This window comes from Nocardioides massiliensis (assembly GCF_030811215.1).
GTDB lineage: Bacteria > Actinomycetota > Actinomycetes > Propionibacteriales > Nocardioidaceae > Nocardioides_A > Nocardioides_A massiliensis.
The window spans coordinates 573,150-598,685 of record NZ_JAUSQM010000001.1 but is presented as its reverse complement, the minus strand read 5'-3'; the positions used below and the strand labels follow the sequence as shown (position 1 = coordinate 598,685).

General features: G+C 66.2%; 21 protein-coding genes and 1 pseudogene. 8 read left to right on the top strand and 14 right to left on the bottom strand.

Going from position 1 to position 25,536, the window contains the following annotated elements; genetic code table 11:
- The first annotated feature begins 145 nt into the window (after window positions 1–145).
- Both J2S59_RS03120 and J2S59_RS03115 read left to right on the top strand, forming a co-directional pair.
- The gene (locus tag J2S59_RS03120) at window positions 146–1,906 is read left to right on the top strand and encodes a DEAD/DEAH box helicase (protein ID WP_068120855.1); all 1,761 of its coding nucleotides are present in this window, start codon (window positions 146–148) and stop codon (window positions 1,904–1,906) included.
- Window positions 1,907–1,920: 14 nt separating this feature from the next.
- Window positions 1,921–2,496 (top strand): MOSC domain-containing protein, encoded by a 576-nt coding sequence (locus J2S59_RS03115; RefSeq protein WP_068120853.1) that lies wholly within the window; start codon window positions 1,921–1,923, stop codon window positions 2,494–2,496.
- A 13-nt stretch (window positions 2,497–2,509) separates the two neighbouring features.
- On the opposite strand, the gene J2S59_RS03110 is transcribed toward J2S59_RS03115, so the two are convergent.
- Entirely contained in the window at window positions 2,510–5,563 is a 3,054-nt protein-coding gene (locus tag J2S59_RS03110) for a SpoIIE family protein phosphatase (protein ID WP_306824798.1), read from the bottom strand.
- A gap of 187 nt (window positions 5,564–5,750) precedes the next feature.
- Between J2S59_RS03110 and J2S59_RS03105 the strand changes: the two genes are divergently transcribed.
- The 4 genes from J2S59_RS03105 (at window position 5,751) to J2S59_RS03090 (ending at window position 9,465) form a co-directional block, all read left to right on the top strand.
- Window positions 5,751–6,212 (top strand): SRPBCC family protein, encoded by a 462-nt coding sequence (locus J2S59_RS03105; RefSeq protein WP_068117391.1) that lies wholly within the window; start codon window positions 5,751–5,753, stop codon window positions 6,210–6,212.
- 485 nt (window positions 6,213–6,697) lie between these two features.
- Entirely contained in the window at window positions 6,698–7,096 is a 399-nt protein-coding gene (locus J2S59_RS03100; protein WP_068117393.1) for a hypothetical protein, read from the top strand.
- A gap of 166 nt (window positions 7,097–7,262) precedes the next feature.
- A complete protein-coding gene (locus J2S59_RS03095) occupies window positions 7,263–8,057 on the top strand; it encodes an SMODS-associated NUDIX domain-containing protein (RefSeq protein ID WP_068117397.1) in 795 nt (264 codons plus the stop codon).
- Between the two features lie 70 nt (window positions 8,058–8,127).
- The gene (locus tag J2S59_RS03090; RefSeq protein WP_181641546.1) at window positions 8,128–9,465 is read left to right on the top strand and encodes an SMODS domain-containing nucleotidyltransferase; all 1,338 of its coding nucleotides are present in this window, start codon (window positions 8,128–8,130) and stop codon (window positions 9,463–9,465) included.
- A 162-nt stretch (window positions 9,466–9,627) separates the two neighbouring features.
- Here the strand turns inward: J2S59_RS03090 and J2S59_RS03085 are convergent, their stop codons facing one another.
- From J2S59_RS03085 to J2S59_RS20305, 3 genes and pseudogenes are all read right to left on the bottom strand, one after another.
- Window positions 9,628–12,609, bottom strand: a complete 2,982-nt coding sequence (locus J2S59_RS03085; RefSeq protein WP_306824797.1) for a type I restriction endonuclease subunit R — start codon at window positions 12,607–12,609, stop codon at window positions 9,628–9,630.
- Window positions 12,610–12,613: 4 nt separating this feature from the next.
- Window positions 12,614–12,955: a restriction endonuclease subunit S gene (locus tag J2S59_RS03080; protein WP_306824796.1), complete on the bottom strand. Its 342-nt coding sequence runs from the start codon at window positions 12,953–12,955 to the stop codon at window positions 12,614–12,616.
- 350 nt (window positions 12,956–13,305) lie between these two features.
- A pseudogene (locus tag J2S59_RS20305) lies at window positions 13,306–13,617 on the bottom strand (restriction endonuclease subunit S); the annotation flags it as partial.
- Between the two features lie 96 nt (window positions 13,618–13,713).
- Between J2S59_RS20305 and J2S59_RS03075 the strand changes: the two are divergent.
- A complete protein-coding gene (locus J2S59_RS03075) occupies window positions 13,714–14,262 on the top strand; it encodes a transposase (protein ID WP_246360399.1) in 549 nt (182 codons plus the stop codon).
- An 18-nt stretch (window positions 14,263–14,280) separates the two neighbouring features.
- Here the strand turns inward: J2S59_RS03075 and J2S59_RS03070 are convergent, their stop codons facing one another.
- The 4 genes from J2S59_RS03070 to J2S59_RS03055 form a co-directional block, all read right to left on the bottom strand.
- Entirely contained in the window at window positions 14,281–15,255 is a 975-nt protein-coding gene (locus tag J2S59_RS03070) for an ISL3 family transposase (RefSeq protein ID WP_306825451.1), read from the bottom strand.
- A gap of 6 nt (window positions 15,256–15,261) precedes the next feature.
- Window positions 15,262–15,633, bottom strand: a complete 372-nt coding sequence (locus J2S59_RS03065) for a hypothetical protein (RefSeq protein WP_306824795.1) — start codon at window positions 15,631–15,633, stop codon at window positions 15,262–15,264.
- Between the two features lie 411 nt (window positions 15,634–16,044).
- A complete protein-coding gene (locus J2S59_RS03060; RefSeq protein WP_068123370.1) occupies window positions 16,045–16,554 on the bottom strand; it encodes a DoxX family protein in 510 nt (169 codons plus the stop codon).
- An 85-nt stretch (window positions 16,555–16,639) separates the two neighbouring features.
- Entirely contained in the window at window positions 16,640–17,626 is a 987-nt protein-coding gene (locus tag J2S59_RS03055; RefSeq protein ID WP_068123373.1) for a VOC family protein, read from the bottom strand.
- A gap of 71 nt (window positions 17,627–17,697) precedes the next feature.
- Between J2S59_RS03055 and J2S59_RS03050 the strand changes: the two genes are divergently transcribed.
- Window positions 17,698–18,726: an aldo/keto reductase gene (locus J2S59_RS03050; RefSeq protein ID WP_068123377.1), complete on the top strand. Its 1,029-nt coding sequence runs from the start codon at window positions 17,698–17,700 to the stop codon at window positions 18,724–18,726.
- 114 nt (window positions 18,727–18,840) lie between these two features.
- Here the strand turns inward: J2S59_RS03050 and J2S59_RS03045 are convergent, their stop codons facing one another.
- From J2S59_RS03045 to J2S59_RS03020, 6 genes are all read right to left on the bottom strand, one after another.
- Window positions 18,841–19,848, bottom strand: coding sequence for an IS3 family transposase (locus tag J2S59_RS03045; RefSeq protein WP_068123381.1), 1,008 nt, complete (start codon window positions 19,846–19,848; stop codon window positions 18,841–18,843).
- Window positions 19,845–20,252, bottom strand: a complete 408-nt coding sequence (locus J2S59_RS03040) for a transposase (RefSeq protein ID WP_181642433.1) — start codon at window positions 20,250–20,252, stop codon at window positions 19,845–19,847. The genes J2S59_RS03045 and J2S59_RS03040 overlap by 4 nt, the downstream gene beginning before the upstream one ends.
- Before the next feature lie 224 nt (window positions 20,253–20,476).
- A complete protein-coding gene (locus J2S59_RS03035) occupies window positions 20,477–22,048 on the bottom strand; it encodes an IS1634 family transposase (RefSeq protein ID WP_306824794.1) in 1,572 nt (523 codons plus the stop codon).
- A 161-nt stretch (window positions 22,049–22,209) separates the two neighbouring features.
- Window positions 22,210–23,178, bottom strand: a complete 969-nt coding sequence (locus tag J2S59_RS03030) for a zinc-binding dehydrogenase (protein WP_306824793.1) — start codon at window positions 23,176–23,178, stop codon at window positions 22,210–22,212.
- A gap of 380 nt (window positions 23,179–23,558) precedes the next feature.
- Window positions 23,559–24,254: a TetR/AcrR family transcriptional regulator gene (locus J2S59_RS03025; protein ID WP_068125241.1), complete on the bottom strand. Its 696-nt coding sequence runs from the start codon at window positions 24,252–24,254 to the stop codon at window positions 23,559–23,561.
- Window positions 24,254–25,231 (bottom strand): hypothetical protein, encoded by a 978-nt coding sequence (locus J2S59_RS03020; RefSeq protein ID WP_306824792.1) that lies wholly within the window; start codon window positions 25,229–25,231, stop codon window positions 24,254–24,256. The genes J2S59_RS03025 and J2S59_RS03020 overlap by 1 nt, the downstream gene beginning before the upstream one ends.
- Between the last annotated feature and the right edge of the window lie 305 nt (window positions 25,232–25,536).

Below are 25,536 nucleotides of genomic sequence, written 5' to 3'. Positions count from 1 at the left end.
GGCTCCTGGGGTACGGCGACCGGAACGCGGGACGCTAGCAGTCACGCGGCCCGCCGGGGCCTGCGTTCCCGCTCGCGCCCGGGTGTGGGCGCCGTCGCACCAGCAGGAATGTGCTACTTCGTCTCGCGCCCACTACCGTCGTTGTGTGAGCAACGAGCCTGACCCGACCCCGACCTTCTCCGATCTCGGACTGGAGCAAGCCGTCCTGCGGTCTCTGTCGGACGTCGGCTACGAGACCCCCTCGGCCATCCAGGCCGCCACGATCCCCGTGCTGCTGGAGGGTCGCGACGTCGTCGGCCTGGCCCAGACCGGCACCGGCAAGACGGCCGCGTTCGCCCTGCCGATTCTCAGCCGCCTCGACGTACGCCAGAAGACGCCGCAGGCGCTGGTGCTCGCGCCGACGCGCGAGCTCGCCCTGCAGGTGTGCGAGGCGTTCGAGCGCTACTCCGCCCACGTGAAGGGCGTCCGCGTCCTGCCCGTCTATGGCGGCCAGGGGTACGGCGTGCAGCTGAGCGCGCTCGCGCGTGGCGTCCACGTCGTGGTCGGCACGCCGGGGCGGGTCATGGACCACCTCGAGAAGGGCACGCTCGACCTGTCGGAGCTGCGCTTCCTCGTGCTCGACGAGGCCGACGAGATGCTCAACATGGGCTTCGCCGAGGACGTGGAGACGATCCTCGCCGACACCCCGGACGACAAGCAGGTCGCGCTCTTCTCCGCGACGATGCCGGCGCAGATCCGTCGGCTGTCGAAGAAGTACCTCACCGACCCGGCCGAGATCACCGTCAAGGCCACCAGCAAGTCCTCGTCGGCGATCACGCAGCGCTACCTGACGGTGTCGTACCCGCAGAAGGTCGACGCGCTGACCCGGATCCTCGAGGTCGAGAACTTCGAGGCGATGATCGTCTTCGTCCGCACCAAGAACGAGACCGAGACACTCGCCGAGAAGCTGCGGGCGCGGGGCTACTCCGCCGCGGCGATCAGCGGTGACGTCGCGCAGGTGCAGCGTGAGCGCACGGTCAACCAGCTGAAGGCGGGCAAGCTCGACATCCTCGTCGCCACCGACGTGGCGGCCCGTGGGCTCGACGTCGACCGGATCAGCCACGTCGTCAACTACGACATCCCGACCGACACCGAGTCCTACGTCCACCGCATCGGCCGCACCGGCCGCGCCGGGCGTACCGGTGACGCGATCTCGTTCATCACCCCGCGCGAGCGCTATCTCCTCAAGCACATCGAGAAGGCGACCCGTCAGCCGCTGACGCAGATGCAGCTGCCGACCGTCGACGACGTCAACAGCACGCGGCTGGCGCGCTTCGACGACCAGATCACCGCAGCGCTGTCGTCGGAGCAGTTCAGCTTCTTCCGCGACGTGGTCACGCACTACCTCAAGGAGCACGACGTCCCCGAGCTCGACGTCGCCGCCGCTCTCGCGGTGGTGCTGCAGGGCGACAAGCCGCTGCTGCTCGAGCCCGAGCCGCCGGCGCCTCCGCGTGAGCGCGGGGAGCGCCCCGACCGCGGCAACCGCCCGGACCGGGGTCCCCGGTCGGACGGCCCGCGTCGCGACCGCGGTGACGATCGTCGCCGGGGGCCGTCGGTCCCGATGGCGACGTACCGGATCAACGTCGGCAAGCGCCACAAGGTCGAGCCGCGCCAGATCGTGGGCGCGATCGCCAACGAGGGCGGCCTGGGGCGCAACGACTTCGGCCACATCTCGATCGGCCCGGACTACTCGCTGGTCGAGCTGCCGGCGGACCTGCCCAACCACGTGTGGAAGGCGCTGTCGAGCACGCGGATCTCGGGCAAGCTCATCGAGCTGCAGACCGACGACAGTGGTCCGGTGCGCCGTGCGCCGCGCTCCGATGGGCCTGCGGGTGGGAAGAAGCCGCGGCACAAGAACCGCGACTGACACCTGACGGCGCTATGCCCGCTCCCTGTGTCGTCGCCGTCAGCCGGGACGAGAGGCACCGGTTCAGCAAGGTGCCGCGTGAGGCGATCACGCTCGTCGAGGACTTCGGCGTCGTCGGCGACGCGCACGCCGGCGCGACGGTGCAGCACCGCTCCCGCAAGCGGTGGACGCCCGACATGCCGAACCTGCGCCAGGTGCACCTGCTGCCGTCGGAGTTGTTCGAGGTGACCCGCGAGCTGGGCTACGAGCTGGGCCCCGGCGACCTCGGCGAGAACGTCCTGACCGCCGGGCTCGACCTGCACGCGCTGCCGCGCGACACCCGGCTCGAGCTGGGGGGCGCGGTCGTGCGGGTCACGGGTCTGCGCAACCCGTGCGTGCAGATCAACCGGTTCCGCGAGGGATTGATGAAGGCCGTGCTGTTCACCGTCGACGGGGAGCCGACTGCTGAGCCCGTGCGCGGCAACGACCGGCGCGTCGTGCGGCGTGCGGGGGTGATGGCCGTGGTCGAACGAGGTGGCGAGGTCGTCCCGGGCACCCCGATCACAGTGCGGCTGCCGGAGGGGGAGCAGCTCCCGCTGCAGCCGGTGTGACGGGCCCGGTCGTTCAGTCCCCGGGGAGCTGGGTGCGTCCGCGCCAGGCATCCCACGACTCGGGCGCCTTGCCGTCGCGCAGCTGATGCCGGATCTCGCCGGCGATCCACGAGCGCAACCCAGCCACCTGCGGGGTCGTGGGCGTCGTCAGCAGACGCTCCTCCCGGCACAGGTCGTCGGCTGCTCGCACGGCCTCGCCGATCGCGCCGAGGCCGTCGACCACCTCGGTCGGAAGGACGAGGTCGACGTCGATCATGTCCGCCCCGTCCGCTGCCGCGGCTTGTGCCGTCAGCCGCCCGACGCCGCGCGCGTGCGCGGAGCCGGTGAGCAGTGCCTGTAGCTGGTCGACGATGGCGCGCGAGCGCGCGTTGCGCCGGTCGGTCGCCAGCAGCTGCAGCTCACGCACCAGCGCATCGAGGTGCTCATCGGCGCGCATCGCGAGCGCGACCGGACATCCCAGCAGGCGCACCGTGCCCCAGCCCTCGGGGAGGTCGCCGGCCGGCGCGGCCGATCCCTGCACGGGGCCCGCCGGTGAGTCCGGCAGCCGGATCGCCCGCTCAGCCGCGCCCTCCTCGAGCCGGGCCCACACCCGCTTGCCGCTGGGCGTCCGCTCGACGCCCCACTCGGCGAGCACCGCGACGATCCCCAGTCCCCGTCCGGTCGTCGTGGTCTCGTCGTCGGCCTCGCCGGCGTCGTACGGCAGGCGCGGCGCCACGGCCTCCGGGGGCACATCGCCCTCGTCGGCGAGCGTGATCGTCACGGCGTCCGCGTCGAGCCGGACCGAGAGCTCCATGAACGTGCCGCCGCTGTGCAGAGCGGCGTTGGTGGCCAGCTCCGCCGCGCAGAGCTCGGCGTCGTCGATCAGCGAGCTGCCGCGCGCCTTGAGGGCGTCGCGCACGAAGCGGCGTACGGCGGGCACGCTGGCAGGCTCGGCGGCGAACCGGGCGCGCAGGATGCGGCCGCGGGCGTACGGCGCGTAGGGGTCGACGGCGTCGGGGACGCGGCCCGGCGCCGCATCGGCAGGGCGGGGCTGGTCCTGGGGGTGCAGGCGTACGGCGACGAGCGCGACGTCGTCCTCGCGCAGGCTCGGCACCATGCGGCTCAGCAGCCGGTCGCAGAGCTCGTCGAGGGGCAGGTCCTCGTTGGCCAGGCGGGTGAGCTCGCGCTGCAACCGCGTGAGGCCGTGGTCGATGGGCTCGCCGCGGCGCTCGACCAGGCCGTCGGTGAACAGCAGCACCGTGCTGTCGCGCTCCACGACGACCTCGTGCTCGGTGCGCTCGACCTGCGGGCCGATGCCGAGGAGCAGGTCGGGCTCGGCGGCGGCGCCGAGCAGCCGCACGGTCCCGTCAGGGGCCAGCAGGGCGGGCGGCGGGTGGCCGGCGTTGGACCAGCGCAGGCGGGTGACGCCCGCGGCGAGCTCGTCGGGCGTCTGCTCGATCCGCGCGACGACAGCGGTGGCGGTCGTCTCGACCTGCAGGGTCTCCAACGCCCGGTCGACGCCTTGGAGCAGCGCGGCGGGTCCGAGTCCGCTGTGCACGGCGATCCCGCGCAGCATGCTGCGCACCTGGCCCATGGCGGCCGCGGCCGCAGTGTCGTGACCGACCACGTCCCCGATCACCAGGACGGTCGCGCCCTCGGCCTGCATGAAGGCGTCGTGCCAGTCCCCACCGACCTGGGCGGTCTCAGCAGCCGCCTCGTAGCGGACCGCGATCTCGAGGTGGTCCGGTTGCGGGGGAGCGGTGAGCATGCTGCGCTGGAGGCCCGCGGCGAGCTCGCGCTGCTCGGCGAAGAGCCGCGTGTTGTCGAGCGCGAGCCCGGCGCGCTGTGCGAGCTCGAGGAGGGTCTCCACCTCGTCCTCGCCGAACGCTCCGCGGTCCGTGTCACGGAAGATGGTCAGCAGACCGACCACCCGGTCACGTCCCCACAGAGGGATGACCACGGCGTGCTCGGGACGGAGCTGACCGACGATCGACCTGGCCTCGTCGGTGAAGAGCTCGCTCAGCACCTCCGTCGCCCGGTCGGTGATCAACGGCTGGTGGGCGGCGAGCACCGCCGGCAGGAAGGAGGTGTCGGCGAGCTGGTCGAGACGGATCTCGGCGAACCGTGCCACCAGGTCCCGCCGGTCGTCGACGGCGTGCCACGCGCCCACGTCGCGCAGGGCAGGAAGTCTGCCCTCGTGGCCGGGGTCGTGCACGAGGGTGGCGACACACCAGTCACCGAGCGCCGGGACGACGATCGACCCCACGGCCGCCATCGCCTCGCCCATCTCGAGGGTGTCGGTCAACCGCTCCGACAGCTCCACCATCAAGGCGTTGCGGCGGGCGGCGAGAGCGACCTGCTCCTGGGCGCGGTGGCGCTCGGTCACCTCCACGAAGTAGACGGCGATCCCGTCCGGATTGGGCCAGGCGCGGACCTCGAACCACGCGTCGAGCGGTGCCGGGTAGTAGGCGTCGAAGGCGACCGGCTCGCCCGACTCGGCGCACAGCCGGTAGTAACGCTCGAAGTCGCTGCCCGTGGACGCAGGGAACTCGTCCCAGATGACCGCGCCGACCAGCTCGTCCCGCGACCTCCCGAGCAGGCGCTCCCCCTGCTCGTTGAGGTAGGTGAAGCGCCACTGGGGGTCGAGCCCGAAGAACGCCGTCGGCATCGACTCCAGGACGCGCGCGACGCGGGCCTCGCCGTCCTGCTCCGCGGTGGTGTCGTACGCCGCGCCCAGCAGGCGTACGGCGAGGCCGTCCTCGCTCGGGACGGCACGGCCTCGTGCGGTGATCCAGCGGGTGCTGCCGTCGGGGCGGAGGATGCGGTACTCGATGGCGAGCTCGCCACACTCGGCGACCACCGCGTCCAGAGCCGCTGCCACGCGGGCGCGGTCCTCTGGATGCACCGACTCCTCGAACGCCTCGATCGAGCCCCCGAAGGTGCCCTCGTCGAGACCGAACAGGCGGTGCAGGCGGGCGTCCCAGTGCAGCTCGCCGGAGACGAGGTCCCAGTCGAAGGCGCCTACGCCCGCGGCGTCGGTGGCCAGGCGCCAGGCCAGCTCACGCGCCTCGGCCTCGAGCAGAGGCATGGGGAGCTCACGCTCCTCGTCGGGGGACCCGCCGTGCCGAACAGTCACTCCACCCTCTTCTCCTGAAGGCGGTGAACCGTGGGCTCCAGCTCCCGCGCTGCGGATTCTAGCCCGCCCCTTGCGGGCCGGATGTTCGGTGCCGGGGTGGGTACGTCGGGAGCGTCAGCGAATCTAAGGAGTGAGATCCATGGCTCAGATCCAGAAGTCCATCGACGTGGACGTGCCCGTGTCCACCGCCTACAACCAGTGGACGCAGTTCGAGTCGTTCCCGCAGTTCATGTCCGGCGTCGAGTCGATCACCCAGGTCGACGACACGCGTCTGCACTGGGTGACCGACATCGCCGGCGTCGAGCGGGAGTTCGATGCCGAGATCTCCGAGCAGCACCCCGACGAGCGGATCGCATGGCACAGCGTGAACGGTGAGGCCAAGCACGCCGGCGTGGTCACCTTCCACCGGCTCGACGACGCGAAGACGCGCGTGATGGTGCAGATCGACTGGGAGCCCTCCGGCATCGCCGAGAAGGTGGGCTCGGCCATCAACGTCGACGGCCGTCAGGTCACCAAGGACCTCGAGCGGTTCAAGGAGCTGATCGAGAGTCGTGGCAACGAGTCCGGCGCGTGGCGCGGGGACGTGCCTGCGGGTTCCTGACCTGTGCCTGATCGCCACGAAGGCCCCGTCGAGAACGACGGGGCCTTCGCTATTGCTCGTGGGCAGGGGCGGGGTCGAACCGCCGACCTTCCACTTTTCAGGTGCCGTCCTGGACTCTCGCAGGCATCCGTCGGCGTCCGGTTCACGCTCACGGCTGACCTCGCGGGCGATTTCGAACGACTGCGGACGGCGCCGAACTGCAACTGGAACTGCAACTGACCCGTTATGCGGATCCCGGCGTCGGTGATGGCATGGGGACCTTATCGGCGATCCGCTGCGAGGGCTCGGCGGCGTCCCCTTCGCGGCGGAGTGACGCGCTCCCTGAGTCCCTACAAAGGGTTCGTCGTCCTGTCCTGCCCAGGATGTCCTGGAGGGTGTCGACGTTGAAGCGGATCTATAAGGAGTGTCGGCGCCCACCAGTATGGTGCCGGTTCCAGCCGCGAGTGGTGCGGCAAGAAGGAGAGGGTCACACCGTGCCGAGTGCAATGAACAAGCAACAGCGGCTGAGGAACACCGCCGAAGGACTCATGGCGGCGCTCGTCGAATGCGGTTTCCGAGGGCCGGTGCGATGGAGCAACCTCGATTGGGAATTGCCGTTCATGCAGGCCTGGGACCGGTGGGCGCCGGCCTCTCGGTCGCCGAGTGACTTCCCCAAGTTCGAGGTTGGCGGCTACCGAACGTCATCGGAGCCGCGCGAGATGTTGTGGCAACTCAAGCGAACCTCGCCATTCGAGGACGGCTGGAATCGAGTGTTGACCGAGCGGCCGCACGGGTTGACTCCTCGCGAGTACCTGGACATCTGGGTGAAAGGCGCTACCCCGGACGAGTGGGTCGGGCTCGCGCAAGCCTTCCTACGCCCCATGCGAGAGCGCGGGCGGGCGTAGTGAGTCTTGTTGGAGTGCAAATCACGCGCCGGCACAACGGCGGAAGGAAAGACGCCAGGACGCGTAGGCTCTTGGTCGGAGTTCGCGCATTCCGGCCAGTTCTGCATCGTGAGTGGCGTAGTTTCGCGCCGATACCACTCATCACGGACCGTCTGAGGAGTTTGACGTGACTCGCTTGTTCGTCTACTTCCTCGGCCTCCTGGTTTCCACCGTTGCGATGCTGAGGTCGGATCCAGATGGCGGAGCCTTCGCCGTCGCCAGCGGTTTCGCGATCGGCTTCGCCATACCGCTTCTGGACGCGGTCCTCGTCCATTCGCGTTTTCTCAGGATCGTCTGGTACTCCATCCGAACTTGGCGAAGCCGTGTCCGAATCTCGGCGTCTTACCTCTATCGAATTCGAGTTGATGGCGATTACCTACTTATGAAGGGGCAGCGGTTCGACCAGTGCCAACCGGTCGGAGGCGTTTACAAAACCCACTCATCGTCATCGGGCCGACGCAACGACATGAAGATCCTCGACGACAACCTGCTGGTCCCAGACGAGGTCAGCGAGGGCGACCTGCGGGTTCGCGTGCCGGGTAGGAACCTCCTGTCATTCGTCCGTTGGTTCGAGGAAGAGCAGGGCCGAGAGACCGACGGATGGCGCGAGTTCTATGAGGAACTGATCGCTCCTGGCATCCTGCCCCGCGAGGTATTCCCATACATCAAGTACGACCGGGTCGAACGTATCTATCATCCGTTGAGGTACAGCCCGTGGGCCAAGAGCCAGGAGTTGTTGATAGCTGACGTCTTGGAACTCATTCCAACGCCGGATCAGCTTGTCCAGTTGCGCCAGTTGAAGACGCGTTCCGATGCTCGAATCCTGTGGGCTACCGAGGACCAGGTTCGACGCTTGGGAGCTACAGACGGCGTAGCTAACCAGACGACCCGGATAGCGGAGACGGCAGTGTGGACGATTTGACGTGTCCCTCTGAGGACATCGTGCAACGCGTGGTTACCGAGTTACGTGAACTTCCTCGGGGGGTCAGAAATTGAGTCAGTCCAGTGACTTCAATGCATTTCTGACAGACAAGGTCAATTTAAACCAGACCAGGTTGAACCTGCTCTCTCAGCGCGTGACCGCCATTGAGAACTGCCTGACGAGCGACGAGGTCTTTGGCGAGTACGTAACCGAGCTGATCCCGCAGGGCTCCTTCGGTCACGGGACCATCATCAAGCCAGTCGGAAACAAGGACTTCGACGCAGACGTCCTGGTCCCGATGGACGAGGTCCCCGGCTGGGTCGCGAAGGACTACGTGCAGAAGCTGTACGAGGTCTTCGGGCGCAGCATGACGTACAAGACGATGCGCTCGCGAAAGAAGCGCTGCGTTACCATCGACTACGCGGGAGACTTCCACATCGACGTCGTTCCTTTCGTCACCCGGTACGGCTCCACCTACGTGACGAACAGAAACACTGATGAGTATGAACTCGCTGCCCCAGACGACTTCACGGAGTGGTTCGAGGAGAAGAACCGCATAACCAACGGCAACCTCGTCAAGGCCGTGCGGCTTCTCAAGTACCTGCGCGACCACAAGCGCCGCTACACGATCCCGTCCGTCACCCTGACCGCTGCGCTCGCTCATCACGTCAGCGAGACAGCCAAGATCGTCGACCCGGGCGCCTACAAGAACGTTGCGAACACGCTGCGGACTCTGTCGGAGGAGTTTGCGGCCCACATCGCGAACTACCCGACCAGTGCGCCGTGCATCAAGGACCCCGGTACCGGACGAGACCTCACCGACCGTTGGGAGGACCACAACTACCGCACCTTCCGGACTCGGTTTACGTCCTACGCGGGGGCGATTATCGATGCATGTGAAGAGACGGACTACAGCAAAGCAGTAGAGATCTGGCGCGACCTGTTCGGGCCCGACTTCGGCACAGTCACTGAATCGGCGAGCCTCACGGCCGCCATCTCGAAGGCGCTTACTCCGGCCTCGGAGCGCTTCTTGGACAGGGATTTCAACATCCCGGAAGTCATTAACCCGGCCTACCGCGTGAAGACCGTGGGCTACGTGGTCCCCAGGAAGGGTTTCCGGGACGGGCCGTTGCCGAAGCGAGGGGACCGCGTCGGCAAACACCGGAGCCTAAAGTTCAAGATCGAAGGATCGAACATCCCCGAGCCGTACGACGTCTACTGGAAGATTCGCAACTACGGCGCAGAGGCCGAACAGGCTGACTCGCTACGGGGTGACATTCACAGGGACGATGGCTCACGGATGTGGACCGAGCGGACTTCCTACATCGGGCACCACTACGTCGAAGCCATGATCGTTAGAAACGGCGTCTGCGTCGCGAAGAGCCGTCAAGATGTAATCGTCATCTGAGTACGAGGAGCAGAACAGATCCGTAGGCGCCGTCGGTGCCTCGGGTCACGTTGATGTGCGGCGCTTTCCGAACTCAGGTCATTCTGGGCGGAATGACGCAGCCAATGCCGACGTGTCGGTAGGCCCAGGATGTGGGCGGCGAACTGCAAGGACCTGCAGTACTCAGATCGCTCGGTCGCGCAGCGCGTCGTACGTCCCAGCGAGGTAGTTAACGAGCATCAGTCTGAAGTCTGGGTGCGAGAAGAACATGTCGAAGAGATGGTCGTTCTTGCCTTGGCGGTCGAGGACGAACTTGTCGATCTTCTCGGCGAGCACCAGCTCGTACTGAGACCGGTCGTTGTGGAGCGCGACCGTCTTCATGTCCTCGTCCTCCATAACGACCGTCCACTGCTGATCGACCCAGACCTTGTCGGCCTCACCGAGGTCGGCGCCGTACTTGTCGTTCATCGAGGCGATGAGCGCGGACAGCTTGTCGAGGACAGGCTCGGCCTGCTTCCCTCTTCCTTCACCGGGCAGCGCAACGCCAGGCTCGTCTGCCGCGCTCAGCTTGATCGCTTCCTCGGACGTCACCGCCATCCGCAAATGAGTGAGTTGCACGGACTTGCTCAGCTGCGGCATCGGGTCAGCGTCGCCGGTGGGGAGGTCGGCGAGCAGCAGCTTGCCGTAGAGGAACAGCTCTTCCAGGTCAGGATCGGGCCACGGCATGACCTGCGCGACGAAGGCATACGCACGCACGAAGTGGTTCAGCTTGCCGCGGAACTCCTCGGCGGCATCCTCGTCGAACACGGTGAAGCGGCCGACCGCCGGACCGACGTTGGCGTAGATGACCGACTGCTGCGCAGGGTCATCCGACAACAGTGCTGAGACTGCGGCAGACATCTCCGGTTGTGACAGGACCCCGGCGGTGCGGAGATCGTGCTCCATCGCGTAGAGCACGTTCGGGTCCGTCGGCGCGGCGAACGACTCCTCGTAGAACGGCTCGAAGGCCTGCTGGATCTCCTCAGCCGTGTTGGCGAAGTCGAGCACGAACGTGTCCTGCTTGCCCGGGTGCGTCCGGTTGAGCCGCGACAGCGTCTGCACTGCCTTCACACCGGCAAGCTTCTTGTCGACGTACATCGTGTGCAACAACGGCTCGTCGAAGCCGGTCTGGTACTTCTCCGCCACCACGAGCACCTGATAGTCGTCCTCGCGGAACCGCTTTGGCAGCTGCGACTCGGGGAACCCGTTCATCATGGGTTCGGTGTAGGCGATCTCGGGAGCATCCGGATCGGTCACGGTGCCGGAGAATGCCACCAGCGCGCGGATGTCCTCATAGCCCTTGCGCTTGATGTAGGCATCGATCGCCTGCTTGGTCCGTACGGCGTGCAGCCGCGACCGGGTTACGACCATCGCCTGGGCGGCGCCGTCGATCTTCCCGGCGGTCTTTTGACGGAAGTTCTCGACGATCACCTCCGCCTTCTGCTCGAGCTGATAGGGGTGCAGCGAGACGAAGCGGGCCAGCGCGGCTTTCGCCTTCGAGGCATCCATCTCCGGGTCGTGGCGCGGCTCGGCGTTGGCGAGCTTGTAGTAGGTCGAGTACGTCGTGTAGTTCGCCAGCACGTCGAGGATGAATTCCTCGTCGATGGCTTGACGCATCGAGTAGGTGTGAAACGGCCGCTTCTGCCCGGTCTCATCGAGTTGACCGAACGTCTCTAGCGTCTTCGGCTTCGGGGTGGCGGTGAACGCGAAGAACGACAGGTTCTTCTGGCGCCCGCGCTGGCGGGCGCTCTCAACGAGCAGGTCGTTTGCTTCGTCCGCTGCCTCTGCTTCGGCCTCGGACGCCTCCGCCTCGTCGAGTGAGCCGAGCACCTTCTTCAACTTCTTCACGGCGTCACCGGTGGTTGACGAGTGGGCCTCGTCGACGATTACCGCGAACCGGCGTCCGACGACGTCCTTCCCTTCGCCCGCTGCCGCTTCTTCCGCGGCGACCTGCGCGACCACGGGGAACTTCTGGAGGGTCGTGATGATGATCCGTGCGGCGTTGCCCTCCAGCGCTTCCTTCAACTGACTGGAGTGCTGGTCAACCCGCACGATCGTGCCCGGCGTGTGGTCCAGGCCGGCGACAGTGTCCTGCAACTGCCGGTCCAACACGCGCCGGTCCGTGATCACCACGACCTTGTCGAAGATCGGCTGGTCATCGGCGCCATGCAGGCGCGACAGCGAGTGGGCGCTCCACGCGATCGTGTTGGACTTCCCCGAGCCGGCCGAGTGCTGGATCAGCCGGTCGACGCCCGGGCCGTCGGCGTATGTCGCCGCTAGGATCGAACGCACTGCATGCCACTGGTGGAACCGCGGGAACAGGATGCGACCGTCCTCGGCGTGGACGAAGTTGGCGATAAGGTCCAGCCAGGCGTCGCCCTGCCAGACGTCCTCCCAGAGGTACGACGTCTGGTAGCGCTGCCCATTGGTCGGCACCGGCGGGTTCCCTGCTGCGCCCGGGCGGCCAGGCCCGGCAGCACCCTGGTTGAACGGCAAGAACACCGTATCCGCGGCAGCGAGGCGTGTCGTCATCGCGACGCGATGCGGGTCGACCGCGAAGTGGACAAGCATCCTGCGGCTGAAGATCGTGTCGTGCGGGTTGCGGTCGTTGCGGTACTGCTCCATCGCGTGCTCGATGGTCTGGTGGGTCAGCGGATTCTTCAGCTCCGCGCTCGCGACCGGAATGCCGTTGACGACCAGGGCGAGGTCGAGGGAGTCCTGTGGGTTGGACTCGGAATGGTGCAACTGGCGTACGACGCCAAGTCGGTTCGCCTCGTAGCGCTCCGCCAGCTCAGGCGTCAGGTTGTTGGCCGGCTTGAACCAGCACATCCGAACAGTGACGCCGGAGTCCTTCACCGTTCCCCGCAGCACACTGATGGTGCCTCGATGGTCCAGCGCGTCCGCGACGACCTTCAGAAACTTCTCCCGTGCTTGGCCCTCTCCGCCGTGGCGGGTGACGAGCTGTTGCCATGCCTTCGGTTGGCTCGCCTCGACGAACGCGATCACCTCGTTCCCGAACAGACCCGATTTGCGGTCGTAGGTCGTGGGTGCGACTTGGTGCCAGCCGTGGCCGAGCAGGTGCGCCTCGACGTTGGACTCGAACGCCGCCTCGTTGGTGTTGGTCATAAAGTCACCCTGGGATCCCGCTGCCTGCAGTCGTCACGTCCAGGTCGCCCGTCACCGCCGCGGTGATGAGGGAAGTCTTGTACTCGGCGAGGAGATCGATGGAGTGCCGCAACGCATCGACTGCGGACGAATGCCGATCCCACTCGGCAATAAGCTTTGTTGAGATCTCGTGGCGCATGCGGCGGTCGACGGCAGGCACATTGAGGTTTTTAACCTGGTCGAGTCCCATCCCGATCTTGGTCCCGCCGTAGGCGTGCAGCAGGTATTGGTCGTGGGCATGCGCCGTCTGCAATGTCCAGGCGACCCAGTCCGCGTCCGCTGGGTCTTGAGGGCGCAAACGTGCCACGTGCTGTGAGAATGTCCCTTCACCAGCTCGCCAGACAGCCTCCTCACCGAAGGCGGCGGTGATGCTGAGCAATACGTCACCGGCAAAAGAGTCGCACGCTCGGCTTCGGCGTTGTTGGGCACCGCGACCTGGGCAAGGTTCCGTCGACGCAGTTCGATGCCGAGCGGAGAAAGATTGCCGATGCGGACCAACGGGGTACCCGCCTCGGCAACTAGGCTCCCCCAGCCCCGTGGCCCGCTCGTGACTGACGTCAAGAGATGCTTGAGGGGCATGGTCGACTCCGTAACCCAGACTGTCGCCTGCAGCAAAGAGCGAAACAACTCCTCGCCGAGCACGACCTGTTTGCGACGTTCCTCGATGATTTGGTCGATCCGCGCGACGCGGTCATCCAGGAAGTCTGCGATGCGCCGCTGCGTGCTCCGCTCGGGTGCCACAATCGAGATGCTCAATAGGTCGCTCGCGTTGATTGCGGGGTAGCTAACGCCGACACTCCGAGAAACTACCTCGCCAACAAAGGGTTCCGCCCGACAGGCGTATGCCAAAAATCGGCCGTCAACCTTTCCCGGCGCCAACACGGCGAAGCCCGTGCTGAAGACCAAGGGGTCAGCGGCGTGTGGTACCTCCGCGATCGCGCGGAGGTATGTCCGAACAGTCGAGACCACCGTGTCGCCTGGCTTTGCGATTCTGCGAGCGCGACTCGGTGCCTCGCTGAACCTGATAAGGGCTTCTGGGATCACGACCTCGCCGGTTGCGGTCACTTGAGAGATGTCGATGTATCGAAACTTGAAATCAGGGTCGGTACTTTCCGGCAGGACGGATTCGTTCAGCGCGACCAAGTAGCGAAGGGGAGTGGTGTTCACAGCCCCACCTGCCGCATCCATTCCTGGATCTTGGATTCACATCGCCTCGAGCAGGTGCTGCGCGTCGATGATCCCACCGACGAGATCGGCGCAGCCTGGGCCGTGAAGGAACGCCTGCGGCTGCTGCTGGCGTGCACCGACCTCGACGCAGCCGATCACGCCCGCGGGATGCTCGGGCTGGCCGTGCTCGGCGCGGACATGGACGAGACCTGGCGGCTGTGGGAGACCGTCAGCGCCTGGTGGGACGAGATCGAGACCTTCATCGTCATCCGCGTCACCAACGCCCGCACCGAAGCCGCGAACACCTCGATCAAGCAGATCAAGCGCACCGGACGCGGCTACCGCAATCCAGCGCACTACCAGAGCCGTATCCTGCTACGCAGCGCTCGGCGAACCCGCCGACGCCGCACCTTGATTCAGCAGGCCACCACGTTCAACTGCGGATAGCCGGTTTAGCGGCTCTTCTTACTTGAGGTGGGGGCTGGTGAGTCCGCCGCCGATGAGCAGCATGCGTAGTCGGTAGTTGTCGCGGTTGCGGAACCCGCGGGCGACGCGGCGGTGCAGCTCGATCAGTCCGTTGACCGCTTCGGTGCCGCCGTTGTTCGAGCGGCCAGTGTCGAAGTAGGCCAGGAACGCGGTGCGCCAGCGCTTCAGGGTGCGGCCCAGCCGGGCGATCTCCGGGACGGGGCAGGTCGGGAACGTCTCGATGATCTTGGTGGCGATCTTCTTGCCCTCGGCGGTGTCGCGGTGGCGGTAGGCCGAGCGCAACTGTTGGGCGCAGGACCAGGCGAGGTAGACCTGCAGGTGGGCCTCGTTGGCGGCGATCGCGTTCTCGAAGCGGGTCCACTGCTTGTCGGTGAGCTTCTCGGCCCCGGCGCGAAGAAGCTTCGAGATGCCGTAGAGCGGGTCGCCCTTGCGACCACGGTGGCCCAGGGTCTCTTGCTGGACCCGGCGCCGGCACTCATCGACCGCGTTGGTGCCGAGCTTGACGATGTGGAAGGCGTCGAGGACCGCGACGGCGTCTTGGAGCTTGTCGTCGATCGCCGTCTTGTAGCCCTGGAACGGGTCCAAGGCGGCGACCTTCACGCCCGCCCGGAAGCCCTCGCCACGTTCGTCGAGCCAGTCGGCGTAGGCCTTCCCCGACCGGCCCGGGACCAGGTCCAGCAGCCTGGCGCGGACGCGTCCTTGCTGGTCACGGGTCAGATCGACCATCCCGGTCAGCTCTTTCGGTCCCCGGCCGCCGTCGGTGATGGGCTTGGTGGAGACGTGGTGCCAGATGTGCTCATCGACCCCGAGGGTGGCGACGTCGGCGAAGCGATCCTCATCGGCGGCCATCTGTTCGAGCAGCGGCTTGATCGAGCGCCACACGGTGCGCCACGTCGTGCCGAGCTGGCGAGCCAGACCGGCCACGGACGCGTGCTCACGACGCAGCTGGGCGATGGCCCATCAACACGCCCGCGTGGTCAGCAGCGCACGCGGAGCGGCGAGCTGTGCGTGCTGCTCGGTGAACCCCCCGACCTCGCAGGTGGGCTCGGCGCAGCGCCAGGTGCGCTTGCGCCAGATCAGCTGGACCGGGCGGCCGAAGCAGGGCACGTCGACCAGGACCACGTCGCGGCGACCGCGGCTGTGGGTGATGACTCCGCAGACCCGGCAGCCCATCGGCGAGGGTGCGGACTCCACCACGACACGCAGCCGCTCACCGCGCTCGGCGACCTCGAGGACGTGGAAGCCCTCGAGCCCGACGAGCAGATCACAGCGCTGGCAGTAGGAGGGATCAGGACATGAACGCGCGCGGGAACACGCCGTAGGCTCGGACACCGTCGAGGCCTTCCGGTTGGGCAGCTTGGTCGCTCCCGATCTTGGAAGGCCTCGACCCCTTCTCGCCCTCAGCTCACCGCCGCGAGTCGCTCACACCCACCGCAGGTACGAAGAGCCGGTTTAGCTGGCGGTCACGGCCGCAGTTGAGACGGTGGCGGATCGTGTTGTCCGAGGGCGAGGGAATCGGCGGTCCCTGCGATCTGCGCGGAAGCTCTCCGGTCCAGGATAGGGCCATACGGTCATCACCATCGCCACGGTGATCTCCCCGACTCCATGCAGTTCGGGCAGTTCGGATGTTTCAACCCCTGACAGGGAGGCCGCGTTGGCACGGGTATCAGCCAGTTCGATTATAAAGCGCCAGAGCCCACTTGGTCAGTTCTGATCCTAGAGTTGGTGAGGCAGGCGGTGCAGTCATACCGCTTCGCCCTCCGAAGCTGGTGGCGGCCGCCAACAGACGGCGAGCATCGAAATGCTCGCCGCGATCCCGCTTAGCGCCGCGCTCAGGGCCCACCAGCCCCCGCTCAGGTCCAAAGCGAGCGCGTTGTCCACCGACCATCGTCCCGGGCCGAGCGTCGCGAGCGCGACTGCCGCGGCAGCGACTAGGAGCACGTACTCATACCCGTCGCGGAAGATGAAGAAGCCGTTCGTGCGGTGGACGGTGAAAAACGCCGTGGCCATGATGCCGACGGCCACGGCTGCAGCGACCGACGTGAATGCACCCGCGATGAACGCGAACCCTACTGCGATCTCCGCGTAACTGGACAAGGCTGCCTGCAGGCGTGGTGGCTGCAGTCCGATGGACCTGAACCAGCCCGTGGTGCCGTCGAGCCCGCCCGGCCCGAACCCGTGGTTCCAGCCGTGGGCGACGAAGACGGTACCCACAGTGAAGCGCAGCAGCAGCGCCGCGAGGTCGTGGTCCATGTTAAAGACGCTCCGAAATTGGTTCGCGGATGGATTAGAGCCGCGGAGGGCCTGATGAGAGAGTGCAAGGGCAGGTGGCGACTTGTCAGCAAGTCCAGTCAACGAACTCGATCAGGGTCCCGTCGAGCTCATTGGGATCGACGACGATCTTGCTACCCCCGTGCGCCGACTCGTCATCGACGATCTCGTGGCGGGTGCCCCGTTCCGAGAGATTCGCGGAGGTGGCGTCGAGGCCGTTAACCAGGATGCGGGTAGCGTAGGGTCCAGGACCCCAAGTGTGGATGTACTTTCCGACCGCACAGTTCCAACGCAGCGGTTGGATCAGATCGATAGTCGCGCTGTGCTCGACCCGGAAGCCGAGTTGGGCGCGCCGGAAGCCTTCCTTCTCGAAGATCTCTGTCGGCCCCATGGGCTCCCAGTCGAGGTTCTCAGAGAGTTGGCGCAGGACCGTATCGAGGTCGTGCACGAGGAACGTTCGAGCCTGAATCCGGATCATCGCTCCTTCTTCAGGTGCGGCCGGCGCAGGCGCTGGTGAATCCCAGATCGATGCGGGCAACTGAAGGGGGTCGGCCGCGTGGAACTCGAACATCAGACCGCCGTCGACGACGGGACGGTAGCGCGGTTCAGTCGGTGTCAAGCCGACCCACACGCGTTCGAAAGGGAGGACGTCGTCGACCGGTGCAACGCGGAACGGCAATCCTCGGGAAGCCAAGCGCTCGAGCAGTACTTCCATGGCGTTGTGTGCGATTGTCAGCGAGTGCGTCTTCATCGGCCGGTGGACGCCTTGGAACTCCGCGAGGCTGCGGAGGTGTTCGCCAAAGAGCGGGTCGACTGCCGCGGGGACCTCCCAATGATGTTGCGGCTCCAGCCTGGTCGGCGCCTCGGCGAGCGACTTATTCACGCGCAGGAAATGCGCAATGTAGTTGTGCGTCCGGTTGTCGCTGGAGTTCATGGTCTCCGGAGCCTGGCGCCACCGTGGGTGTGAGTGAACACCGAGCTTGTTGACCAACAGGTCGGCATGGCGATCAGGGTCCTCGACCATCATGTCCGCCGCGATGAGCAAGTCGTACATGCTTCTCCAATCCCAAACGCGCTAAGTGATACGTTAAAGACAGATGGTACAGATAGCGAAAGAGATGTTACATGGAGTATCGAGTTCTCGGTGCCAGTGGCGTGCGCGTAAGCGCACTGGGGCTCGGTGGGATGGGCTTCGGCAGGTGGGCCAACTCAAACGCTGGCGACTGCGCCGCCATCATTCGCGCCGCAATCGACGCGGGAATCAACCTGATCGACACAGCCGATGTTTACAGCCATGGCGAGTCCGAGCAGTTCATTGGCCGCGCCATCGAGGGGCGGCGTGACGGCGTCGTTCTCGCCACGAAGTTTCACCACTCGATGGGTCCCGACGTGAACATGCAAGGCAACTCTCGGCGTTGGATCACCCGCGCCGTTGAGGACAGCCTGCGCCGTCTCGGGACCGACTGGATCGACCTCTACCAAGTACACCGACCTGACCCCGGGACCGACATCGCCGAGACCCTAGAGGCGCTCACTGATCTCGTCCGAGCTGGGAAGATTCGGATGTTCGGGTGCTCGACGTTCCGTCCGCACGAGATCATCGAGGCGCAATGGGCGGCCCGGGAGCGCCAGACCGGACGCCTCGTCTCTGAGCAGCCGCCCTACTCTCTGCTCGCGAGAGGTATTGAGGCCGACCTCCTACCGGTGTGTGCGGAGCAGAAGATGGGTGCGATTACCTGGAGCCCACTTGCCGGTGGATGGCTCTCTGGGCACTTTGTACCTGAAGGCGGCACGGACGCGGCGCAGATCCATCGGCGGCGGCGGAACGCGAGCCGATTCGACCCCGCGGAGGCCAGCAATCAGCAGAAGCTGGCGGCACTGGACCAATTCCACTCCCTCGCCGCCGACTCGGGAATTCCTCTGCCGCATCTCGCAGTGGCATTCGCGAAGAACCATCCAGCTGTCTCCTCGGTGCTGCTCGGTCCCAGATCAATGGAGCAACTCACCAGCCTGCTTCCGGCCGCTGACACGATGCTCACGCCTGATGTGCTGGACGCCGTCGACGACATCGTGTCGCCGGGGACCACGATCAACCCGGCGGACGCAGGCTGGGGGGCGAATGCTGCACTTAGGCTGGCACGGCGACGGCGCTGACTATTGCGGTCTCCTGGGCGGCCTGTTGAGCTGCACGTCACTGATCTCGCACTCAGGGGAGGAAGCCGCGCTCCGGCCCTTCGGAAGATGTCAAGCAGTCTGAGACACGTTTCGTCACGCGGTCTGTATGAGGGCCTCCGGTGATGGCTGGTTGATCCAAGCAGCCGTTGGCAGTCTCGGTGCCTGGGGTCGACGGTTGCCGAACCGTTCGGGATGAGTCGCGTGCGCGGCATCGAGGGTGGCCTGGCGTTGGGCGCGGATCTCGGTGGCGGTGCCGTGGTGCACCGACGCGGGGGTGTGCAGGCCGATGCCGGAATGGCGGTGTTCGTGGTTGTAGTAGCCGAAGAACGCCTCGCAGAACGCTCTCGCGTCCGCCAAGGATCCGAAGGCTTCGGGGAAGACGGGTGCGTACTTCAGCGTTTTGAACGCGGCTTCGCTGAACGGGTTGTCGTTGCTGACTCGTGGTCGGGAGTGGCTGCGGTCGACGCCCAGGTCGAGCAGCAACTGAGCCACGGGCTTGGAGGTCATCGAGGTGCCCCGGTCGGCGTGGATAGCTTCGGGGATCCCTTGGACGCCCATGGCGTGTTCGAGCATGGTCTTGGCGATCTCGGAGTCCTCGCCGTTCTGGACGGTCCAGGCCACGACGTAGCGGGAGTAGATGTCGAGCACCACGTAGAGCTGGAACCAGATCCCGCGGCCGGGACCGCGCAGCTTGGTGATGTCCCACGACCAGACCTGACCGGGGCCGGTGGCCAGCAGTTCGGGCTTCTTGCGCGCCGGATGGGTGGCCTGACGGCGCCGCTCACCGGCCGCGCCATGGGCGCGCAGGATCCGGTGCATCGTGGACATTGAGCACAGATAGGTGCCCTCATCGAGCAGCGTGGCCCAGGTCTGCGCCACCGACTTGTCGACGAACCTCTCGCTAGTCAACACCGCCAACACCTCGGCTCGTTCGGCCAGCGTGAGCGCGTTCGGCGGCGCCGGTCGCGTCGGCTTCGGAGCCGGTCCGTGCACGACCGGCTGTTTGGCCCGGTAGTGGCTGCCCCGGGCTCGCCCGAGCAGGTCGCACGCCTTCTTGGTCGAGGTGTGCTCGGCGAGGTCGTCGACGACCGCGTTGATCACCGTTGCGGCGGCTTCGGCGTGCCCGTGCTCTCGGAGAGCGTCTCCAAGAGCGCGTGCGCTTTTCCCACGATGTCCAACGCAGCCTTCGTCCGGGCGAGCTCAGCCTCGGCCTTCTCCGCGCGCGCTCGCAGCTGCTCGAGCTCCCGATCACGGCGATCTCTGGTCTTCGGACCCAGCGCCGTGGTCGCGCCAGCCGCAGCGGCCTTACGCCACTCCACGATGTGGGAGGAGTACAGGCCCTCGCGGCGCAAGATCGCCCCACGGTCACCGCGGTCGGCGGCGTCGTACTCGGCCAAGATCGCGGCCTTGTACTCGGCAGTGAACGTGCGGCGCTTGGGACGCTCAGCTCGTGGGGTCACCACCCCATCATCGAACGAGCCGGCGTCGGTCAACGTCATGGTCATCAGGTGTCTCGCTTCTCGCCCCGTGCAGGGAAGGAACTCAGTAGCGGTGTCTCACCTCAGCCTGACGCACAGGGCTTCGCCATCTTCGCGCCGCGCCATTCAAGGATGGATGACGATCTTGCCGAACTGGGCTCCGACGCCATGCGGCGAAACGCTGTTGGCGCCTCGTCGAGCGGGTAGACGGAGTCGACCCTTGGGCGCCTGACTCGTGCCACCGGGGTGTGTCACTGAGGATCGATGCCGAGTGCGGTGAGGATCGTCTCGGCGACGGGGGTGATCGGGTCGGCGGCGATGTGTTCGTGGCCGGCGATCTGCACGCGGATCTGCTGGATCGGTCGCAGGGTCTGGACGATCTTCTTGATGCTCAGTCCGGTGAGGTTCTGCAGGTCGCGTGCGATCGCGAGGGCTGCGAACACGATGGTGAGGTGGGCCTCGATCGCGTCGCGGGTGTGGTGGAACATCGGTCGTGCTGCGAGGTCGGTCTTGGACATCCGGAAGGACTGCTCGACGTGCCAGAGGTCGTGGTAGCTCGCGATCACCTCGCTCGCTGGCATGAGGGTGGCCTCGATGTTGGTGACGTAACCCTTGAGCCCGACGAGGTCACGTGCTCTGGCCAGTGAGGTCTCGTCGAGTTCGGTGGCGCCGTTGCGGGTCTTGACGAACCGCGGCGTCCGGGCGGTCTTCTCGCCGGCGACGACGGCACGGGCCTTGTTCTCTGCAACGTCAGCGTCTTGTTGTCCCGGGCGGCTCGCTTGGCCGAGTACGCCCACACCGCTCGCCACGACTTGGCATGCACCTTCGGATCCCAGACGGGGTTCGGCGCGTCGATGCGGGTCGCTGGACTTCGCCGCGGTGCCGCGCTGATCGCGCGGGGTGATGGTGTCGATGACCTGGGCGTCGGTGAACGCGTTCCCGTGCCAGCGGAAGTGGGACTCCAGGTCCTTGGGGGCTTTGGTCACTCGGGAGCCGACGATGAACCGCAGCCCGGCGTCGTCGAGCTCGCGCAGGTTGCCCGCGGACAACATCCCGGCGTCGGCGACCACGACCATGTCTGCGATGCCGTGGCGCTGCGCGAACTGCTTGACGATCGGGATGATCGTGGTGGTCTCGGCTTTGTTGCCCTCGAAGCAGCCGATCTCGAGGGGGAACCCGCGTCGATCCACCAACAGGCCGACGACGATCTGGGGGTCGACGCGGCGTTCCTTGGAGTAGCCGACCTTGCGGAGCTCGTCTTCGTTCTCGGCTTCGAAGTAGAGGGTGGTGACGTCGTAGAGCACCAGCGACACGTCCCCGGCGGCCAGGGCGTGGGTGAAGCAGGCGCCTGCGATCTGGCCTCGGTAGTCGCGTTGCTGGGCGCGTTGCAGCGCACGGAACATCGTGCGCAGCGACGCTGGCGCGACGCCGATCTCGTTCAGCACGCGCACCGAGTCGGCCTTCGAGGTCGGCTCGACGATCCGCGCCAGCACGAGCTGGGCGAACGCATCGTCATCGATGACGTCGAAACCGAGCCTGGAGTATGCCTCGGTCAGGACCTGCCACAGCAGCGCGGAGCGCTTGCTGGTGATCAGGCCAGGGCGTTGCGGCACGCCCTCATCTTCGAGCCCGACACCGTCGAGGTCGAGAGCCTCCTGACCGTCGTACAGACGCCTGCGTGCTTGCGCCAGGAGCGCCGCCAGCTCGGCGTCGGTGCGAGCCGTGCCGACGTGCTCGAGGACCACGTCGCGCCCGTCGCGGCGTTCAGCGAGCTGGACCTTCGTGCTGCCCGAGCGCCCTTGCGCCTTCCGCACGAGCACCACCAGCGGAGGCTATCGAGCCCCGGGGTGTGTCAATCACGGCGTCCGCAAGCCCCTGACCTGCACAAACACCGACGACATCAGCGATCTCCGCTCAAGTGGCACGAGTCAGGTCAGGGGAGGAAGCCGCGCTCCGGCCCTTCGCCATCTTCGCGCCGCGCCATTCAAGGATGGATGACGATCTTGCCGAACTGGGCTCCGACCGCCATGCGGCGAAACGCTGTTGGCGCCTCGTCGAGCGGGTAGACGGAGTCGACCCTTGGGCGCACACCGGTTCGCACAAGGAAACGGAGCAGGTCCCCCAACTCGCGGCGGCTCCCCAAGGTCGATCCCAACACCGTCAGCTGCCGGCGATAGATCTCCCTCAAGTCCGTCGGGACGGCTGACCCGCCGGTCGCGCCGGCAACCACTACGACGCCTTCTGCCGCGACCGACGTAAGGCTGTGCTCCCACGTCGGGGCGCCGACAACCTCAATGACGACGTCGGGACGCCACGGGAGACGAGACCCGGTCGGCAGCGCGACGCTTGCGCCGAGTTCGAGGGCTTGTTCCCGCTTGGTCCCGTCGCGGCTCGTTACCGCCACCTCGGCACCCGCTGCGCTTGCTAGCAACAGGGCTGCGGTTGGGACGCCTCCGCCAGCACCCTGGATCAACACTCGCTGTCCCGGCCTGACCTTCGCCTTAGTGAAGAGCATGCGGTAGGCCGTCAGGAAGGCCGTAGGCAGGCAGGCCGCCTCATCGAAGGATATTTCGTCCGGTAGCGCGACGAGGTTGGCGACTGGCACGGCGATCCGCTGGGCCAGAGTGCCGTCGAATCTGTCGGACAACAATGACGACCCGGGGGCGAGGGTCTCGTCGATGCCATGCATCGGGTCGGCGATCACGGCATGGATCAGCACGCGCCTGCCCTCGCCATCGAGTCCCGACCCATCGGATCCCAGCACGGTGGGAAACCGAGCGCCGATACCGCTCATCCCGCGCAGGTTGAAAAGGTCATGGTGGTTGATACTCGCCGCCTTGACGTCGATGACCTCCCACCCCTCAGCGGCTTGGGGATCCCGATAGTCATCGTCGACCCTAAGACATGACAGCGGATCCTCCGTGTTGGTTCCGACTGCCGTTACTGCTTTCATGGCGATTCCTTTCTGCAAGGTTCTAGGTGGACGTTCAGCTACGCCGCAGGCGAGCACCCCGAATATGGCACGCACGGCGGGCGGAGGCTCTACTTGCGTTCCGCGGGAAGGCTGAGTCAGCGCGACTGAAGCAGCGCCACGATCGCAGTCTGAGCCCCCGGAGTCCGCATAGCGTCTGGAAGGCTCGCAGGTGATTCATCCGGCTTCACGCCGCTTCGGCGTGGGCCTCCCTTATCCAGTTCGTCGGGCACGGCTCGCTGATTCCGAAGTCGACAGCGATCTTCTTCAGCAACTGGTCGGGCTCACTGATCTGCGCGACACGGACTACGTCGTCGCGGAACTCCTTGGATTAGGCTTCGGCCCAGTGTGCATCCTCTGCATCAGCGCCTCATGGCGCCACAACCGGCCTGCACAACAAGCTCTCCAATATCGGGCGCAACAGGGGCCTCAACGGTGTCCATAAAGCGGCGGCGGGCCGTCTCGCAGTTGTCAAGCGTGGCCGCGAGCGTTTTTGCAACCTCGTCGAGGAGCGTGTCGAGAGGAAGCTGGCCGTCGAGTTCCGCCCACCGCGACATCGCGGTTATCCGAGCGCTCGCTGTCAGCGACGCAGCCAGACGCATCGCCAACGACCCGGGCGGTTGGCCCGAGATTTCACCGAACAGTTCCGCGAGGGTTTCGATGTCCTCCTGCCTTCCGCGGGCCATCGCAATCTCCAATCCCATGTCGAGATTGATGACCTTCAGGCGCGTAACCACGTCGACTTGGTAGCCCGCAGCCATCGTGGCATAGGCCCTGAAGAGGGATGCAACGGCAACGGCGAGCCCTTGAGTCTTGTCGATGTGGGGCGCCAGCTCGGCCAGGCGTTCTGGTGACAGCCAGCGACGGGTCAGCACTTCCTCCTTGCCGCTGAAGTGGCGATAGAAGGTGGCGGTGGACGTGCCTGCGGCGCTGGCGATGTCGTCGACGGTGACCGACTCGTAGCCGCGGTCGACGACCAGCTGCCAACCGGCGTCGCGCACGGCTTGGCGCAACGCGGCCTTGCGTTGCTCGCGACGGCCTGGCGAGTGTTCTGTCATCAATGCACCAAGGCCAGCTGGATCCGCGCATCGACTGCGTGGATACCCGTGTTGTCGAAACGGTCGGTTTGGGTTGCCGCGATGGCGATCGGAAGCGATCTGGATCGGTGGTCGCTGCACTGGCGACGGCAGTCCTCGCCTGAGTGGTCATCCATCCAGCGCAGTACTTCGCCTTCATCCCAATTGAGTGTGCCGCTCAACTGCTCCTGCGCGTCGGGGATTCTGCCGTGGGCGTGCAGCGCACGCCAGGCGCGTCCGGTCATTCCCGTGAGTGCGCCGCACATGGGCGCGGAGATGTGGTGCCCGTGGCAGTTGGGCGATGGTGGCCCAAAGCGCAACCACTGGGCGAGGGTCTGGCGGTCGACTCCGGCCAGCCGTGCGATCCGGGTCGACGCGCCGCGGCGCCGGTGGGCGGCAGATGTGGCGACGGTGCGTTGAATGAGGCGGGACTCGGCGGAATTCACATCCTCGCTCGACGCGAGAGTCTCGAGCAGGGAAAACCCGCAGACACCGAGCCAGGCGTCGGCAAGAAGCCGGTCGGTCGTGGCGGGGTGGGATAACACTGTCGCTGTGAGTTGTCGTGCCTCGTCGTACAAGTTCCGGCCGGTGCTCAGCAGGCTTCCGCTCACCTCGCGCAGCCAGGCCGCGCCGCTGGCTGCGTCCACAACACTTGTCGCTGGATGGTTGGCCAGCATTGGCGCGGAGGTCGAGATGTCTAACCCTGCATGCGCGACTGTTGCCACCATCGTCGCAACAAGGACGCGGGCATCCGCTCCGGTGCCGACCAAGGCGTCAGCGCGGGCAGCCGAGATGGCAACGCCGGTCTCGGCGGCTTCCCAGCAAGCCGGCCGTTCGGGCAGCCTGTGCAGCCCCGCTCGATTGATAGCCGCATCCTGGGCTCGGAGGAGAAATGTTCCAAGCGTGCCGGTCACCGCCGGAACGAGCCCGTCGATACCGCGCACCGACCGCAAGGACATTCCTGGCCTCCTGCACCCGTTCTGTAAGGTGAGAGACGTCTCTCACATCGGTGAAGTCTGTGGCATACGCGGTCGATCGTCAAGGATTTTGAGAGATGTCTTTCATAATTTGGATCATGCATGAAGGTCCACGGCCTCAACATCGCGCTCGTTATGGGAACGCTGGATCGCAAGCCGTCAGGACCTACCCCGTGCTTCTGGAGCAGGATGGCGTCGTTGCGCAGCAGCGTGTCGATGAGCGGGCCGACAGAGTTGTCGACCAGGCCTATGTAGAGGGTCTCGACGAGGTCGGCTGAGAATGACAA